The organism is Microbispora sp. H10830, from assembly GCF_014161375.1.
GTDB classification, from domain to species: domain Bacteria; phylum Actinomycetota; class Actinomycetes; order Streptosporangiales; family Streptosporangiaceae; genus Microbispora; species Microbispora catharanthi.
Genome location: NZ_JABBWX010000007.1, coordinates 353,384 through 370,163 on the forward strand (window position 1 = coordinate 353,384; position 16,780 = coordinate 370,163).

General features: G+C 71.3%; 15 protein-coding genes and 1 pseudogene. 7 read left to right on the plus strand and 9 right to left on the minus strand.

Going from position 1 to position 16,780, the window contains the following annotated elements:
- Positions 1-7: 7 nt before the first annotated feature.
- From egtC to HHX35_RS20445, 4 genes are all read right to left on the minus strand, one after another.
- Complete coding sequence (gene egtC, locus HHX35_RS20430; RefSeq protein WP_182900341.1) at positions 8-709, minus strand: ergothioneine biosynthesis protein EgtC; 702 nt, start codon at positions 707-709, stop codon at positions 8-10.
- Between the two features lie 3 nt (positions 710-712).
- Positions 713-2,023 (minus strand): ergothioneine biosynthesis protein EgtB, encoded by a 1,311-nt coding sequence (egtB, locus tag HHX35_RS20435; protein ID WP_310739191.1) that lies wholly within the window; start codon positions 2,021-2,023, stop codon positions 713-715.
- Entirely contained in the window at positions 2,020-3,144 is a 1,125-nt protein-coding gene (gene egtA / locus HHX35_RS20440) for an ergothioneine biosynthesis glutamate--cysteine ligase EgtA (protein WP_182900342.1), read from the minus strand. The genes egtB and egtA overlap by 4 nt, the downstream gene beginning before the upstream one ends.
- 108 nt (positions 3,145-3,252) lie before the next feature.
- Positions 3,253-3,912 carry a hypothetical protein gene (locus HHX35_RS20445; protein WP_182900343.1) on the minus strand — a complete coding sequence of 220 codons (660 nt, stop codon included), beginning with the start codon at positions 3,910-3,912 and terminating at the stop codon, positions 3,253-3,255.
- A gap of 148 nt (positions 3,913-4,060) precedes the next feature.
- Here HHX35_RS20445 and HHX35_RS44675 point away from each other — a divergent pair, with 148 nt between their 5' ends.
- The 4 genes from HHX35_RS44675 to HHX35_RS20465 all read left to right on the plus strand — a co-directional run bounded on the left by HHX35_RS44675 (position 4,061) and on the right by HHX35_RS20465 (position 7,125).
- Positions 4,061-5,191: a sensor histidine kinase gene (locus HHX35_RS44675; protein WP_182900344.1), complete on the plus strand. Its 1,131-nt coding sequence runs from the start codon at positions 4,061-4,063 to the stop codon at positions 5,189-5,191.
- Positions 5,192-5,199: 8 nt separating this feature from the next.
- Positions 5,200-5,856 carry a response regulator transcription factor gene (locus HHX35_RS20455; protein WP_310739192.1) on the plus strand — a complete coding sequence of 219 codons (657 nt, stop codon included), beginning with the start codon at positions 5,200-5,202 and terminating at the stop codon, positions 5,854-5,856.
- A 19-nt stretch (positions 5,857-5,875) separates the two neighbouring features.
- Positions 5,876-6,844, plus strand: coding sequence for a 2,3,4,5-tetrahydropyridine-2,6-dicarboxylate N-succinyltransferase (gene dapD, locus HHX35_RS20460; RefSeq protein ID WP_182900345.1), 969 nt, complete (start codon positions 5,876-5,878; stop codon positions 6,842-6,844).
- Between the two features lie 104 nt (positions 6,845-6,948).
- The gene (locus tag HHX35_RS20465) at positions 6,949-7,125 is read left to right on the plus strand and encodes a hypothetical protein (protein ID WP_156081201.1); all 177 of its coding nucleotides are present in this window, start codon (positions 6,949-6,951) and stop codon (positions 7,123-7,125) included.
- Between the two features lie 87 nt (positions 7,126-7,212).
- On the opposite strand, the gene HHX35_RS20470 is transcribed toward HHX35_RS20465, so the two are convergent.
- Complete coding sequence (locus HHX35_RS20470) at positions 7,213-9,072, minus strand: glycoside hydrolase family 6 protein (RefSeq protein ID WP_182900346.1); 1,860 nt, start codon at positions 9,070-9,072, stop codon at positions 7,213-7,215.
- A gap of 351 nt (positions 9,073-9,423) precedes the next feature.
- Between HHX35_RS20470 and HHX35_RS20475 the strand changes: the two genes are divergently transcribed.
- The 3 genes from HHX35_RS20475 (at position 9,424) to HHX35_RS43585 (ending at position 12,976) form a co-directional block, all read left to right on the plus strand.
- Complete coding sequence (locus HHX35_RS20475) at positions 9,424-10,401, plus strand: malate dehydrogenase (RefSeq protein ID WP_182900347.1); 978 nt, start codon at positions 9,424-9,426, stop codon at positions 10,399-10,401.
- Between the two features lie 100 nt (positions 10,402-10,501).
- Positions 10,502-11,884 (plus strand): NAD(P)/FAD-dependent oxidoreductase, encoded by a 1,383-nt coding sequence (locus tag HHX35_RS20480; protein ID WP_182900415.1) that lies wholly within the window; start codon positions 10,502-10,504, stop codon positions 11,882-11,884.
- A gap of 57 nt (positions 11,885-11,941) precedes the next feature.
- A complete protein-coding gene (locus tag HHX35_RS43585; protein ID WP_259405199.1) occupies positions 11,942-12,976 on the plus strand; it encodes a hypothetical protein in 1,035 nt (344 codons plus the stop codon).
- A gap of 72 nt (positions 12,977-13,048) precedes the next feature.
- Here HHX35_RS43585 and HHX35_RS45150 read toward each other — a convergent pair.
- The 4 genes and pseudogenes from HHX35_RS45150 to HHX35_RS20500 all read right to left on the minus strand — a co-directional run.
- Positions 13,049-13,534: pseudogene (locus HHX35_RS45150) on the minus strand (DUF998 domain-containing protein); the annotation flags it as partial.
- Positions 13,535-13,615: 81 nt separating this feature from the next.
- The gene (locus HHX35_RS20490; RefSeq protein WP_259405201.1) at positions 13,616-15,286 is read right to left on the minus strand and encodes an alpha-amylase family protein; all 1,671 of its coding nucleotides are present in this window, start codon (positions 15,284-15,286) and stop codon (positions 13,616-13,618) included.
- 136 nt (positions 15,287-15,422) lie between these two features.
- Positions 15,423-15,626, minus strand: coding sequence for a cold-shock protein (locus HHX35_RS20495; RefSeq protein ID WP_030511616.1), 204 nt, complete (start codon positions 15,624-15,626; stop codon positions 15,423-15,425).
- A 212-nt stretch (positions 15,627-15,838) separates the two neighbouring features.
- The gene (locus HHX35_RS20500) at positions 15,839-16,768 is read right to left on the minus strand and encodes a phosphotransferase enzyme family protein (protein WP_259405202.1); all 930 of its coding nucleotides are present in this window, start codon (positions 16,766-16,768) and stop codon (positions 15,839-15,841) included.
- Positions 16,769-16,780 lie beyond the last annotated feature (12 nt).

Below are 16,780 nucleotides of genomic sequence, written 5' to 3' on the forward strand. Positions count from 1 at the left end.
TCGCCTCTCAATCGATGGGTGTCACCGAAACGCCGTCGGGGGACGCGAGCAGCAGGCTCCGGTCGGGCACGGCCCGCCAGCCCGGCCGGTCGTCCAGCGGCTCGCTCGCGACGAGCACCCCCTCCTCCAGGTGCGTGAACAACGTGTCGCCCCACGCGACGGCGGCCAGGTGGGAACCTCCCGTGACGAGCAGGTTGAGCCGGGCCTCAGGGTCGCCCTCGGCGGCCGCGCGGACGACGGCGGGCAGGACGTCGGCGAGTGGCAGGCCGTCCCGCAACCGGGTGAACGCGGCCGCGGCGAGCCACGCCGAGTCGCACCCGCTCTCCGCGTCGGCCGCGAGGGGCCGGACGGCCTCGCGCCTGACCCTGCCGTTGTGGCTGAGCAGCCAGGGCCCGTCGACGAACGGCGCGGTGGCCGTCTCCTCGATCGGCATCCCGACCGTGGCCGACCGCACCGCCGCGATCAGGCATGTCGAGCGGGCCGCCGCGGCGAGGCCGGGCATGTTGGCGTCCGCCCAGATGGGCACCGTACGGCGGTAGCGCACGGGCCGGGACCCGTCATACCAGCCCAAGCCGAAGCCGTCGGCGTTCACTGTGCCGTACTTCTGCAGGCGCGGCGCGTACGACTGGCGCAGCAGGCCGTGTTCGGGGTCGCTGATGAGCGTGGTCAGGGCCCGCGCCGGGCCCAGCCACGCCGCGTGGCGGCACATCCCTCACTCCTCCGAGCGGGCGCAGCGGAACCCGGCGAAGATCTGCCGCCGGATCGGGTAGTCCCAGTTGCGGAAGGTCGTGCGGACGGCGGAGGGATGGGTGGCCCACGACCCGCCGCGCAGCACCCGGTAGGTCTCCCCGAAGAAGACCTTGCTGTACTCCTCGTAGGGGAAGCACCGGTAGCCCGGATAGGGCTGGAACCAGGAGTCGGTCCACTCCCACACGTCCCCGATGAGCTGCTCTACGCCATAAGGACTCGCGCCGTCCGGGAACGCCCCGGCGGGCGCGGGCCGGGCCGCGCGGTGGCCGAGGTTGGCCCAGCGCCCGAGGTGGCCGGGGTCGGCCTCGCCCCAGGGGTACGTGCGGCCGCCGCACGCCTTCTCCCACTCGGCCTCGGTCGGCAGGCGCTTGCCCGCCCACCGGGCGTACGCGTCGGCCTCGAACCACGAGACGTGCTGCACCGGCTCGTCCGGCGGCACGGGCTCCTCCCGGCCGAACCGGACCCGCCACCAGGTGTCGCCGTCGCGCGTCCAGAACAGCGGGGCCTCCACGCCGTTCCGCTCGGCCCACTCCCAGCCCTGCGGCAGCCACCAGCGCGGGTCGCGGTAGCCGCCGTCCTCGACGAACTCCAGGTAGGCCCCGTTCGTCACGGGGTGGCGGTCGATCCAGTAACCCGGCAGGTATATGCGGTGGGCCGGCCGCTCGTTGTCGTACGCCCAGGGCGTGGTGTCGGTGCCCATCCTGAAGACCCCGGCGGGGATGTGCACCTCGGGCTCGGCCGCGGGCCTGCCGGGCGGCAGCTCCCCGTCGCGGACCAGGCCCGGCCGCCGGGACAACTGGAGCGTGGCGAGCATGGTCTCGTCGTGCTGATGCTCGTGCTGCAACACCAGCCCGAAGACGTAGCCGCGGGACCGCAGCGGATCAGGGTCGGTCAGGTCCACCCGGTCGAGGACGTCGAGCACCCGGCCGCGCACGCCGGAGATGTACTTCCTGGCCTCGGCCGGGCCGAGCAGCGGGAGCGTCGGCCGGTCCTTGCGCGGATACCTGAACGCGTCGTAGAGGTGGTCGATCTCCGGGCGCAGCGGCTCGATGCCGCCCACCTCGCGCAGCACCCACAGCTCCTCGTAGTTGCCGACGTGGGCGAGGTCCCAGACCAGCGGCGACATCAGGGACGAGTGCTGGCGCACGAGCATGTCGTCGTCGGCGTCGGTGTAGGCGAGCGACCGCTCGCGTACGGCGGCGAGCTCGGCCGCGATCCGCTCCTTCAGGCCGGTCGGGCCGGCGTTGCCCAGGACGGCGTCGAGATCGGTCACGCGAACATCTCCTCCATCTGGTCGGCGGCCGGCGATCGGCCGGATTCGATGTGCCGAGAGGCGAACGCGCGGACCCGGGCGACCAGCGAGGGCTCGGCCCCGAGGCGGGGCAGGGCCTCGGCGGCGGCGGCGAAGCAGACCGAGGCGGAGCGGCGCAGATCGGGGTCGGCGAGACCGAGGCGGGCGGCGTCCGCCCACCGGTGGGCGACCGGCCGGGCCGCCTCCACGGCGATCCCGGCGGCCCGGTCGTCGGTGACGAGCGCGTGGACGACGGCCACGCACACGGGCCACTCGGCGGCCCCCTGCGCGTCGAGGTAGCGCACCTCCAGCCAGCCCCGGGGCCGCACGGGCGGGAAGAGCGTGGTGGCGTGGTAGGCGAGGTCGGCCTGAGTGGGGGGCCGCCCGGCCACGCGGGCGAAGTCGCGGAACGCCGAGCCGTCGAGGACCGGCAGGAGTCCGCCGGTCCCCCGGACCAGCATGAGGCGGGCGTCGAGGAGGTAGCGCGCCCAGTCGTCCGCCGGGTCGCCGTTCCGCGCGACCGGCGCGGTCCTGCTCGGGTCGAGCCTGCCCCACACGGCCTGGCGGCCGGAGGCCCACCCGTCGGCGGGCGAGTTGGCGAAGGCCGCCACCAGCACCGGGCCGAGCACGTGGGCCCTTTCCCAGCGGGCCCGGTGATCCTCACCGAAGTCCAGGTTGACCTGGATCGACGCCGTCGAGCACATCATCGTCAGGCCGTCCGGCCGCTCCAGGACCGCGGCCATCGCCTCATACCTGGGCTCTCGTAACTGCCGCAGGGGCGCGCGCAGGGTGTCCAGGCCGCGGCCGCCCAGCCGCAGCCCGGCCCGGGCGAGCGCGAGCCGTACGGCGTCGACGTCGGCGGTGAGCTTCGCGACGGCGACGGGCAGGACGTCCGGCGGGGCGGACAGTTCGAGCTGCCCGCCCGGTTCGAACGTCACCCGGCTGCCACCCGGGAGCGCGGGGAGCGCACCCGCGATCCGGGCGATGGGGACGTAAAGCGCGGGGTTGTCCGCGTCGAAGACCAGAAACTCCAGCTCGACGCCCAACCGGTCGGAGGTGACCCCGCGGAAGCAGTCCCGGGCGTACCTCTGCACGTCGGTCATTCGCCCCCCATCGGGCCGATGTTTACGCGACTCGGTCGCGCCGAGTCAACTTTCCCCGTAATCCCCCTTGTCAACCTGAAACCCACTGAAACAGTGCGTTACCACCGGTCACGCGGCGTCGGAGGTCGCCCACTCCTCGTTGCGCATGCGGATCATCGATACGCCGACGATTCCGAAGACGACCAGCAGGATGACCGGGCCGCCGAGGCCGAGCACGAGGTTCCACGCGCTCGCGCCGAACAGCCAGACGAGGATGCCGACGAGCACACCGGCCGGGAACCACCACCCGGCCCGGCCTCCCCAGGCGTACGCGACGGCCACGAGCACGAGGCCGAGGAACGACCCGATCATGCCGGGCATCTGCCAGGCGATGGTCATCGCGGGCTGCGCCGCGTCCTGCATGAGCTTCTCCGCCTGGTCCACCGGCAGCATCCGGAACGCCACGATGTCGAAGAAGTCCGAGATCATCAGCGCCGAGAAGTTGATCAGGCCGAGGACGGCCACGACGCCCGCGATGTTGGCGAGCACCACGCCCTTCTTGCGTACGAGGTGGACGAGGCCGATCACTCCGGGCACCCACAGGATCCACGCGTAATGGAGGAGCGTCGCGCTGACGCCCACGGCGCCCGGGTTGTGCGCGTACGCGAGGGGGTCGTCGACCCCGGGCTCGGACGGATCGACGGCCATGCCGAGGAGCAGGCAGAGCGGGGCGAGGATGAGGCTTGTGCCCGCCGCGACGCGGCGGAAGGTGTTCGCGTTGGTAAGCATGCGGAGGACCGTACGGATCGGTCCTCCGCGGCGTCGTCAAAGCACACTTTGACCTCATGTCCACCTAGAGGCGGATTCCTCTCACCTAAGTGGCGGAACGGTGCATTTAGGGCGACCGTTACTCTCTGCACCCATTACTCTCTGGATCGTGCTCCACCGCCGTCCCCCCACTCTCGTCGACTGGCTCGTCGCGGTGGTCGTGGGCCTGTTCGCGATCGCCGAGGAGGTCGGCGGGCGCTCGACGGGCCCGGCCCGCGACCATCTCCCCCTGTGGATCGCCGCGGGGGTCGCCGCCGCCGTCGCCGTGCTGTTCCGGCGCCGCGCTCCGTTCGCGATCCTGTTCGTCTACTGCGCCGTCACCGTCCCGCTGCTCATCCTGGAGTCCCAGACCGCGTCGGCCTGGCAGTTCTACACCGAGCTCGTGCTGCTGTTCACCCTGCTGTCCGAGGTGCGGCCGCGCAGCGTGCGGGCCGCCGTCGGCCTGGCGGCGAGCGGCGCGTACGTGGCCGCCATGATGTCCACCGCGTCCCCCGCGTCCGGGCCGGGCGACGTCGCCGTGGCCGTGGTGATGTCCGCGATCGCGGCCGGAGCCGGCCTGGCCGTGCGCCGCCACCGCGTGCTCGCCGTCCAGGCCGCCGAACGCGGCGAGCTGCTGGCCCGCGAGGCCGTGGCGGAGGAACGCGCCCGCATCGCCCGCGAACTGCACGACATCGTCGCCCACAGCGTCAGCGTGATGACCATGCAGACCGGCGGGGTACGGCTCATGCTGCGCGAGGACCAGGAGCGTGAGCGGCAGGTGCTCGCGTCGATCGAGGAGACGGGCCGGGGCGCCGTGGACGAGTTGCGCCGGATGCTCGGCCTGCTGCGCGGGCCGCAGGCCGACTCGGGCCCGCAGTCCGGCCTCGACCGGCTGGACGACCTGCTCGACCAGGTCAGGGCGGCAGGGCTCGACGTGACCCTGGAGGTGCGCGGCGATCCGGTGCCGCTGCCCGCCGGGCTCGACCTGTCGGCCTACCGCATCGTGCAGGAGGCGCTGACCAACGCGCTCAAGCACGCCGGCCCGACCCGGGCGACGGTGACCGTGGCGTACCACTCGGGCGAGCTGCACCTGGAGATCGTGGACCACGGGCCGCGCGAGCGCCGGGCCAGGACGGCCGGGCGCGGGGCGGGCCACGGGCTGATCGGCATGCGGGAGCGGGCCGCGCTGTTCCACGGCACGCTCACCGCGGGACCGCTCGCCTCGGGCGGGTTCGGCGTGAGGGCGGTGCTTCCCCTCTGAACGAGCGTGTGATCGGCATTCTGATCGCCGACGACCAGGCGATGATCCGGGCCGGGCTGCGCCTGGTCATCGGCACCCAGCCGGACCTCGCCGTGCTGGGCGAGGCATCCGACGGCGAACGCGCCGTGGACCTGGCCCGGAGCCTGCGGCCCGACGTCGTGCTGCTCGACATCGCGATGCCGCGGCTCGACGGCCTGGAAGCGGCCCGGCGCATCCTGTCCGTGCCCGAGCCGCCGCGCGTGATCATGCTGACGACCTACGACACCGACGAGAACCTCGACAAGGCCCTGCACACCGGGGTCAGCGGCTTCCTGCTGAAGGTCTCCCCGCCCGAGCACCTGTTCGCCGCGATCCGCAGCGCCGCCCGGGGGGAGGTGCTGCTCGACCCCGCCGTCACGGGCCGGGTGGTCGACGCCTACCGCCGCGCGCAGCCCGCCGCGCCGCCGCCCGAGACGGGACTCACCGCCCGGGAGGAGCAGGTGCTGCGCCTGGTCGCACGGGGGCTGTCGAACGGCGAGATCGCGGACACGCTGTCGATCAGCGAGGCGACGGTGAGCACGCACATGAACCGCCTGCTGGCCAAGCTCGGCCTGCGCGACCGCGCCCAGGCCGTGCGTTACGCCTACGAGTCGGGCCTCGTCCGTCCAGGAGACCCCTCCTCGTGAGCCGGTAGCGTAGGTGCACATGACAGCTATCGACTCCACCACCTCGGGTGCGTACGGCATCGGCCTGGCCACGATCGCCGCGGACGGCACCGTGCTGGACACCTGGTTCCCCTTCCCGGCGCTGGGCGAGCCCCCGGCCGTGGGCACCGAGCCGATCGCGGGCGAGGACCTCGGCGAGGGCATGGCGGAACTGGTCGGCCCCGACCTCGCCAGGGGCGTCGAGGTCGTGGCCGTGCGCACCGGCATCGCCGACCTGTCGGCCCCGCCGGCCGACGCGCACGACGTGTATCTGCGCCTGCACCTGCTGTCCCACCGTCTGGTCCGGCCCCGCGCGCTCAACCTCGACGGGATCTTCGGGCTGCTGGCCAACGTCGTGTGGACCAACCACGGCCCCTGCAAGGTGGAGGGCTTCGAGGAGGTGCGGCTTCGCCTGCGGGCCCGGGGCCCGGTGACCGTGTACGGCGTGGACAAGTTCCCCCGGATGGTCGACTACGTGCTGCCGGCCGGGGTGCGGATCGCCGACGCCGACCGCGTACGGCTCGGCGCCCACCTGGCGAGCGGCACCACCGTCATGCACGAGGGCTTCGTCAACTACAACGCCGGCACGCTCGGCGTCTCCATGGTGGAGGGCCGCATCTCGGCGGGGGTCGTCGTGGGCGACGGCTCCGACGTGGGCGGCGGGGCCTCGATCATGGGGACGCTGTCCGGCGGCGGCAAGGAGGTCATCTCGATCGGCGAGCGCTGCCTGCTCGGGGCCAACTCCGGCATCGGCATCTCGCTCGGCGACGACTGCGTGGTGGAGGCCGGGCTGTACGTCACGGCGGGCACCAAGGTCACGCTGCCGGACGGGACGGTCGCGAAGGCGAGGGAGCTGTCGGGCAAGTCGGGCCTGCTGCTGCGCCGCAACTCGACGACCGGGGCGGTCGAGGCGGTGTCCCGCGACAGCAGGGGCATCGAGCTCAACGCCGCGCTGCACGCCAACGACTGACGCCGGAGCGGGCCCCCTCCCCCACCCTGAGATGACCCTGAGTCTGCCCTGAACTTGGCCTTCGGCCCTGTGAACGGCGGGAGGGCGGCCCGTACGGTGAAGGCATGGGACGCATTCTCCTCATCGCCGCAGCCGTCATCGTCGGGTTCTTCCTTCTCGGTTCCGTCATCGGGCTCATCTTCGGCGCGCTGAAGTGGGTTCTGATCATCGGCGCCATCGCGCTGATCGTGTCGGTCGTGCTCAAGCTCACCCGGAGCAGCAGGTCGAACCACTACTCCTGACCGGCTCCATGGCCGGAAACAGGGCCGGAAAACAGGGGCGGGCCCCGCCGCGGATGCGGCGGGGCCCGCTGTCACTCGCGCCTCGTGTTACGAGAGGGGCGGGTAGGCGTTCTGCATGAGCTGCTGGAACTGCGCGGAGAACCAGTGGCCCGAAACCGGGGCGCCCCCCAGAGCACCGGACATGTTGTTGCCGTTCAGGCTGTTACCGGTGTAGGTGGGGTCGCACATCCGGTCGAAGCCCTTACCCTCGTCGTTGTCGATCGCCGAGCTGGAACCGTCGGACTCACCCGGGGGCTTGATCCAGACGTAGGCGTCGAAACCGGCGGCGGGGTTCGCCCTCGGCCGCTCACCCATACCGGCGCCGGACTGGTTGCACCAGTTGCCGGCGTGGATGCGGCGGTCGACGCGCGACTCGTTGACGAAGGTGTTCACGTCGGTGGACGTGCTCGCCTTGGTCGGCCGGGCCGAGCCACCCCAGCCGTTGCGGGAGGTGTCGACCAGCATGCCGATGGTGTTCGGGAAGCCCTTCGAAATCAGGGCGTTGCGGAGACCGGTCGCGAAGGACGACTCGTCCACGTACCAGTTCCAGTCGACCCAGTGGGACTGGCGCACCGACTGACCGTTCACCGTGGTGTTGATGTTGAAGTACGGCTCGGTCAGCGCGGCGAAGTTGGCGGTGTTCACGATGAAGCCGTCAATGCTGTTCACGCCGGCGGTGGTGCCGGTGGCGACCTGGTAGAAGAGGTTCACCATCGGCTGGAAGTTGTTGTCCCAGCCGAGCCAGGCGTGGTGCGCCGCGTCCACGTAGGTGTACACGTTCTTGATCGCGTGCAGCTTGTTCAGCGCGTACTGGACGCCCTGGACGTAGGCGCCCGAGGACTGGGCCTCCTGGCACGCCTGGAAGTTGCTGACGTTGGTGATCAGGTTCGGCAGCGAGTCGGGCTCGATGACCGTCACGATGCGGAGGTTCGAGTACTTCGAGTCCGCCATGATCCCGGCGATCACGTCGATGTACTCGCTCTTGTACCGCGCGAGGCCGTCCTGCGCGATCTTCAGCTCGCCGTTGGAGGCGAGCGCCGAGCAGTCGCGGTTCGGCAGGTCGTAGATGACGACCTGGATCGTGAGAGGCGCGCTGCCGTTGGCCGCGTCCTGCCTGACCGCCTCATCGAGGTGGTCACGCAGGCCCATGCTGTTGTTGCCGGCCGAGCCGGAGCTGATCGCCGCGATGCGGTCCAGCCAGATCGCCGTGGAGATGTTGGCCACCCGCGAACCGCCCGGCTCGGACTTCGCGCTCGCCGACCAGTCCGGGTTCACGTAGCCCGTGGCGTCGGCGTACGGGTTGTCCACGTGGGTCCCGGGCGGCGGCGGCGAGGACGACGGTGAAGCGGACGGCGACGGGGACGCCGACGGGGAGACCCGGGGAGAGGGCGAGGCCGACGGGGAGACCCTCGGGGAGGGCGAGGCCGAGGGCGAGACGGACGGCGAGGCCGACGGGGACTGCGTCGGGCCGGTCCCGTTGCAGGCCACGCCGTTGATCTTGAAGTCGGTCGGCGCCGGGTTGCTTCCGGACCAGGTTCCGTTGAAGCCGATGCTCGTCGAGCCGCCTGTGGCCAGGGACTTGTTCCAGTCCATGGCGGTCACGGTCACATTGCTGCCCGACTGGCTCCAGTTGCCCGACCAGCCCTGGCTGACCTTCTGGCTGCTGTTCGGGAAGCTGAACGTGAGCGTCCAGCCGTTGAGGGCGTCGCCCAGGTTCTGAATGGTCAGGTTGGCGGACATACCGCCCTGCCACTCGCTGGCGGAGTAGTTGACTTTGCAGGAGACCGCGGCACTCGCCGAGGTGGCGGTGGCGACGGCCGCCGTGGAACCGAGCGCGAGCACGGCCGCCGCGACCAGGCCGCGGCGCACCGTGGAGCTCACGGCTCCCGGTCGGGGGGTGGATCTCATTGGGAAGGTCCTCCTGGCGATGAATACTGCGCTTGGGAGCGCTCCCACGAACCATAGGCACCGCCTCCGGCGCCGTACAGGGACCCGTCAAGGGCGGGAGCGCGGCGAAGTCGCGGCCCGGCGTTCACCCCGCGTCCGAGCAGGGATTCCGTCATGCCGTTACGTCAGAAGTCACCTGCGTGTTTCGTGAAAGTTTCACCCTTTCACTGGCGAAACGCGTGGCCAGGGGCCGGATGTCCCGTCCAGACCACCCCCGACGCGCGGAAGTGGGGATGCACCACCTGGTCACAGGGGGAACCGGGCCGACGGGTAGCATCCGTGAGTCACACATATCGCGAATGGGGATCCGTCATGACCGTCAAAGTGACCGTCACCGGCGCGGCCGGCCAGATCGGTTACGCGCTGCTCTTCCGCGTCGCCTCGGGCCAGCTCCTCGGGGCTGACACCCCGGTGAAGCTGAGCCTTCTCGAGATCCCGCAGGCCGTCAAGGCGGCCGAGGGCACCGCGATGGAGCTCGACGACTGCGCGTTCCCGCTGCTGCGGGGCATCGAGATCTCCGACGACCCGGCCAAGGCCTTCGACGGCGCCAGCGTCGCGCTGCTCGTCGGCGCCCGCCCGCGTACGAAGGGCATGGAGCGCGGCGACCTCCTCGAGGCCAACGGCGGCATCTTCGGCCCGCAGGGCAAGGCCATCAACGAGCACGCGGCCGACGACATCCGTGTGCTCGTCGTGGGCAACCCGGCCAACACCAACGCGCTCATCGCGCAGTCCGCGGCTCCCGACGTGCCGGCCGAGCGGTTCACCGCGATGACCCGTCTCGACCACAATCGCGCGCTCTCGCAGCTCGCGGCCAAGCTGAACGTGCCGGTGGCCGAGATCAAGAAGATGACGATCTGGGGCAACCACTCCGCCACGCAGTACCCGGACCTCTTCCACGCCGAGGTCGGCGGCAAGATCGCGGCCGAGCAGGTCGAGCAGGAGTGGCTGCGCGACACCTTCATCCCGACCGTCGCCAAGCGCGGCGCCGCCATCATCGAGGCGCGCGGCGCGTCCTCGGCGGCGTCCGCGGCCAACGCGGCGATCGACCACGTGCACGACTGGGTGAACGGCACGCCCGAGGGCGACTGGACCTCGGCCGCCATCCCGTCCGACGGCTCCTACGGCGTGCCGGAGGGCCTCATCTCGTCCTTCCCGGTGGTGTCCAGGAACGGCCGCTGGGAGATCGTCCAGGGCCTGGAGATCGACGCGTTCTCCCGCGAGCGGATCGACGCCTCGGTGAGCGAGCTGGTCGAGGAGCGCGACGCCGTGCGGGCTCTCGGTCTCATCTGACGATTCACGCACGGAAGGGGCGGGCCCGCATGGGCCCGCCCTCGTGTTGTCCCGGGTCTCCCGCGCGGTACGGCTCCGCCTGCCTGGGCAGTTGACGGGCATGGACGGCATGTACGACGTGGTGGTGCTCGGTCTGGGACCGGGCGGAGAGGACGTCGCGGGACGGCTGGCGGAGGCGGGCCTCAGCGTCGCCGGCGTGGAGGCCCGGCTGATCGGGGGCGAGTGCGCCTACTGGGGCTGCGTGCCCTCCAAGATGATGGTGCGCGCCGCGGGACTGCTGGCCGAGGCGCGGCGGGTGCCCGGCATGGCCGGCTCGGTGCGGGTCTTCCCCAGGTGGGCCCCGGTGATCGACCGGATCAGCGGCGAGGCCACCGACGGCTGGAGCGACGACGCCAGGGCGGAGCACTTCGAGAGCGCCGGCGTCCACCTCGTCCGCGGCCGCGGCCGGATCACCGGGCCTCGGGAGGTGACCGTGGACGGCCGGGTGCTGCGGGCACGGCGCGGGATCGTCCTCGCCACCGGGACCAGCCCCGCCGTCCCCCCGATCGACGGCCTGGAGGGCACGCCGTACTGGACGAACCGGGACGCCGTCGCGGCGCGGCACGTGCCCGAGTCGCTGATCGTGCTCGGCGGCGGGGCGATCGGCTGCGAACTCGCCCAGGTGTTCGCCCGGTTCGGCACGCGGGTGTCGGTCGTGGAGGCCGCCGACCGCCTGCTCGCGCAGGAGGAGCCCGAGGCCGGCGTGCTGCTGGCCCGGGTGTTCGCCGGCGAGGGCCTCGAGACGCACACCGGCGTCGCGGCCGAGCGGGTGCGGCACGACGAGGGCGGCTTCACGCTCACGCTGGAGGACGGCCGGACCCTCCGCGCCGCGCGACTGCTGGTCGCCACCGGGCGCAGGACCGACCTGGCCGCGATCGGCGCCGGCGACGCCGGCCTCGACGAGAGCGCCCGGTTCGTCACCGTGGACGGGCGGATGCGGGCCGCCGACGGCGTGTGGGCGGTGGGCGATGTCACCGGCCGGGGGGCGTACACGCATGTCGCCGTCTACCAGGGCAGGATCGCGGCCCGCGACATCCTCGGCGAGGGCGGCCCACCGGCCGACTACCGGGCGGTGCCCCGGGTCACGTTCACCGACCCCGAGGTGGCCTCGGTCGGCCTGACGGAGCGGGGGGCCCGGGAGGCCGGGCTCGACGTGCGGGTGGGCCTCGCCTCCGTCAGCGAGTCGGCCCGGGGCTGGATCCACGGGGCCGGGCACGAGGGCTTCGTCAAGCTGGTGGAGGACGCGCGGCGTGGCGTGCTGGTCGGCGCCACGAGCGCCGGGCCGGCCGGCGGGGAGGTGCTCGGCGCACTGGTGGTGGCGGTGCAGAACGAGATCCCCACGACGCGGCTGCGGCACATGATGTACGCGTATCCGACCTTCCATCGCGCCATCGAGGACGCGCTCGAGACGCTCGACGGCCAGGCATACGCAATCGACTTGTGACGAACCGGCGACGCCCGGGGCGGGTCCAATGCATGACCTCCCAGGAAGGAGAAAGTCATGCGGCACCCCACCCGGCCGATCACACTGCGTCCCATCTCAATGGGGCTGATCGGCCTCGCCCTGTCCACGCTCACGATCTCCGCGGCGGCCGCGCCCGCCACGGCCCGGACCGCACCCCCCATGCGGCACTCCGCGCACCACTCGATCCGGTACGCCTCGGTGGACGCCTGCACGGCCAAGGACGGCACCGATAGCCCGTGCCACACCTGGCGGCTGGACCTGCTCGACGGCAGGCGGGTCGCGCTCAAGGACGCCATGCTGTGGCCGCTCAACGCCAAGGGCAAGGTCGACAAGAGCCTCAGCGCCCCCCTCACCGTCAGCGGTGACGGCGAGTCGGTGGCCTACTTCCGCAAGTCAGACCATCGCCTGGTCGTACGCGAGTTCCACGGCGGGGTCCACGTGATGCCGAAGACGCCGCTGCCGCGCGGCATCGGCATGGACTCGGTCTGGCTGGACATGTCCCAGGACGGCAGCCGCCTGGCCCTCGCCTACACCGACGACGACGGCAATACGCGAGGCCGCCTGTTCGACGTCGCGCGGGCGAGCGTGACCGGCACGATCCCGAAGTCGGGCGGGTTCTCCGGCTTCAGCGGGGACGGCTCGGCCGTCCTCCTGCAGCGGGACGCCACCGCGAACACCACAGGGCTGGCCGTCCACGACGACGCCGGCGCCGAACTGGCCAGTGCCGTCCCACCCCAGATCGTGGCCAACAACGGCCCGTGGGCGCTGTCGGCCGACGACCGCACGGTCGCCTTCGTCACCGGCAGCGGCAAGAAGGCGGTGCTGCGCTTCTACGACGTCAGGACCGACCAGACGACGGGCTCGGTCCGCGTCTCCCTGCCCGGGGACACCTCGCCCGACATGATCGACTGGACCGGCGAGCACGAGGTCACCGTCCACATCAGCGAGTCGGGAGGCCCCCGCGACGTGGTGACCGTCCTGCGGATCGACACGCAGACGGGCAAGACCCGAGTGCGTGACCGATACAAGGTCCGGGCCGGCACCTTCACCTACCAGAGCTGCGGCGGCTGACCTCGCCGCCGACACGGACATGGCCACCAGCGCCGCCACCTCGGAGACGACGGTCAGGCGCTGGGTGAGCCCGGCCGGCACCGTGCCGGGGTCGAGGTGCAGCATCCGGAAGGCGTACGGCAGGACCACGAGGAGCAGCGAGCCGAGCGCGACGGAGCACAGCACGCGCACCCGACGCGAGCGGGTGGCCCGGGCGACGAGCAGCCCGGCCAACGGCAGGCTGACGAAGGCGGCGAAGGCGGCATAGCGGTGAATGCCGCCGGAGAGCGACAGCGACAGCCCCGGCCGGTCGGTCGGGAACCCGGCCACCAGCAGCAGGCAGACGCCCCACACGCCCACCAGCAGCGCCGCACGCCGGTCCAGCCGCGCCAGCCGTACGGCGAGCACGGCCGAGCCCAGGGCGAGCGACGTCAGCGAGACCGGCAGCAGCCAACCGTGCGGCGCGAAGACGTACTCGCTGATCATGTCGGTGAGCGGGTCGAGCCCCGCCACCAGATGTAACGCGAGCATCGCGGCGGCGCCGGTCGCCACCAGCAGGTATCCCAAGACCATCCCCATGGCTCTTCACTGTGGCCGTGGGGAGGGCGGCGGCCCATCGGAGATCCACCCGAGCCGTCCCTGAGGGAACCCCTAGGGAGCTCAGGAGGCGTCGGCGGAATCCGCCGGGGCCGTCTCGGGGGTGGAGGCGCGGAACCAGCGGCAGCCGTACCTGCCCATGGGGAAACGGGCCCGCCCGGAGCCGGAGATCTCGACCGTGCCGTCCACCAGCAGGTCGGTCAGCACCTTGGAAGAGTCGAGCCCGTCCAGCTCGATCTCCACCTCGACCTCGGCCTCGCTGAGGTTGTGCACGGCCACGACCGTCTCGCCGTCGCAGTCGGCCCGGTGGGCGAACACGGCGTCCACGCCCGTGTCGAGCACCGTGTACTCGCCCCACGCGAACTCCGGGCAGTCGCGGTAGTGCCTGATCAGCCGGGTGATCCACGACAGCAGCGAGTCGGGGTCGCGCTCCTGCGCGCTGACGTTGACCTGCTCGGGGCCGTAGTCCCCGGTGGGCATGGGGATCTGCACCTTCGAGGGGTCGGCGTCGCTGAAGCCGCCGTTGCGGTGCGGGGTCCACTGCATGGGCGTCCGGACGGCCTGGCGGCCCTCCAGCTCCAGGTTCTCCCCCATACCGATCTCCTCGCCGTAGAAGAGCACCGGGGTGCCGGGCAGGGAGAACAGCAGGCTGTAGACCATCTTGATCCGGTCGACGTCGCCGCCCAGCATCGTGGGCAGGCGCCGGCGCAGGCCCCGGCCGAACAGCTGCATGTTCTTGTCCGGGCCGAAGGCCGCGAAGACCTCCTTGCGCTCGGCGTCGCTCAGCTTGTCGAGCGTGAGCTCGTCGTGGTTGCGGACGAACGTCGCCCACTGGGAGTCCTTGGGGGCCTCGGGGCGCTCCCGCAGGGCGGCGGCCAGCGGGCCGGCGTCGTTGCGGGCCAGCGACAGGTACGTCCGCTGCATGGTGATGAAGTCGAAGCACATGGTGATCTCGTCGCCGAGATCGTTGCCGAAGTATCGCACCAGGTCGTCGTACGGCAGGTTCACCTCACCGAGGAGGATGGCGCTGCCGTCGCGGCGGCTGAGGAAGGCCCGCAGGCAGGCGAAGAACTCGTGCGGATCGGGCAGATCGCCGCTGTCGGTGACCTGCTCGACGAGGAACGGCACGGCGTCCACCCGGAAGCCCGAAAGGCCCAGCTCCATCCAGAACCCGAGGATGCGGGAGATCTCGTCCTGCACCTCGGGGTTGGCGGTGTTCAGGTCGGGCTGGAACCGGTAGAACCGGTGGAAGTAGTACTGCTCGGTCTTCTCGTCGTACTCCCAGAGGCTGTCCTCCTTGTCGGGGAACACGATGCCCTTGGGATCGTCGGGCTCCGGCTTGTCGGACCAGATGTACCAGTCCCGATAGCGGGAGTCCCGGCTGGAGCGCGCCTCCTTGAACCAGGGATGTTTGTCGGAGGTGTGGTTGACCACGAGATCGGCGATGACCCTGATGCCGCGATCCCTGGCGACCCGCATGAACTCGACGAAGTCGCCGAGCGTGCCCAGGCGCGGATCGACACTGTAGAAGTCGGTGATGTCGTAGCCGTCGTCCTTGTCCGGCGTCGGGAAGAACGGCATCAGCCAGATGCACGTCACGCCCATCCGGTCGAGATGGTCGATGCGCTGGATCGCCCCCCTGAAGTCACCGATCCCGTCGCCGTTGCCGTCGGCGAAGGTCTCGATGTCCAGGCAGTACACGACCGCGTTTTTCCACCAGAGATCGGAGGTCATGCTCAGTCTCATGACCATTCCCGGTGCCCGGCAAAGGAACGGCAAAACATCGGGCCCGCGCCGCGGCAGCGGCGCGGGCCGACGTGGTACCGCTCACGCGGCCTCTCACGGCCGCCGTGTCACCGTGCGTCACGTCCTACAGCGGCGTGACCTGTTCGGCCTGCGGTCCCTTGTTGCCCTGAACGGTCACGTAGCTGACTCTCTGGTTCTGGTCCAGCGTCCGGTAACCGTTCGAAGTGATCGCCGAATAATGAACGAACACGTCAGCGGTGCCGTCGTCCGGAGCGATGAAACCGAAGCCCTTTTCGGCGTTGAACCACTTGACAGTGCCTTCAGACAACTGCTTCTCCTTCTTGGAAGCCACACCATGTTCCCAGGTCGAGAGCATGAGGCTGCGTAGCGGATTCATCGCGCGACCGCGTGAGACGCTGGAAATGCGCGTATATCCGCCGCCGGGACGAACCCGGGTGCGCTTTTTACAAACCATGTTTTCAGGAATTGTCCACTGCGACACTCGCAGCCTGTACGGAGAGTACCCGCGATTACCCGAGGCTATGCCGGTGCCGCCATATACCAGCGGGCGTGCCCGTCACCGCGCGTGAGCGAGTCGAGCCGCCGAGGCAGCTCCTGGCGGGAGAACGGGTCGCCGGAGGCGTTGCGGATATGGATGCCCACGGCGTACATGTCCCGCACCTCCATCAGCGTGCTGTAGCCGGGCCACAGCCGCAGGTCCGAGCCGTACGCGCGGGCGAACTCGTCCACGTCGGCCGCCGACAGGCCGAAGCGGCGCTGCCCGTGGTAGGTGTGCACCAGGTCCCACTCGCGCGGGCCGACGGCCACGCCGTCCCAGTCGCACAGCACCACGTGCCCGTCCTGGCAGCGCAGCAGGTTGTCGATCCAGGCGTCGCCGTGCAGCAGCACCGGCGGGCCGGTGTCCAGGTCGCGCCAGCGCCCGGTGAGCTCCTCGATGCGGTCGCTCAGCCAGGACCGCTGGCCGGCGGTGAGCACCTCGGCCCGGTGCTCCACCGCGTGCCGCACCTCGGCGAGCGGGTCGGTGAGCGTCCGCAGGCCCACCGGCGGCACCGGCTCGCGGTGCAGGCTGCGCAGCACCCGGCCGAGTTGCCGGGTCGTCGGGCGGCCGCGGGAGGGGACGTACCGCCAGAAGGTGACCACCCGGCCGTCGTGCACGATCGGCTGATCGGCGATCTCGTCGGCGGGCCGCACGGTCGGAAAGCCCCGGTCGGCGAGCCAGCGGGCGACCGCCACGACCACCGGCAGCCGGGTCAGCGCGTCCGGCGCGGTCGCGATCCGCACCACCATCTCCCCGCCCGCCGTGTCCCCGCCCGCCATGTTCCCGCGCAGTTTGAAGACCGCGTTGCTGCGCAACCGCAGGAGCCGCGCGCCTCGCGCGTCCACCCCGATCTTCGCGCAGACCTCGCGCAGGACCCCGAACGCCTCCTCGGCCAGCGGTGCCGGCTCCATCGTCCTCATGGC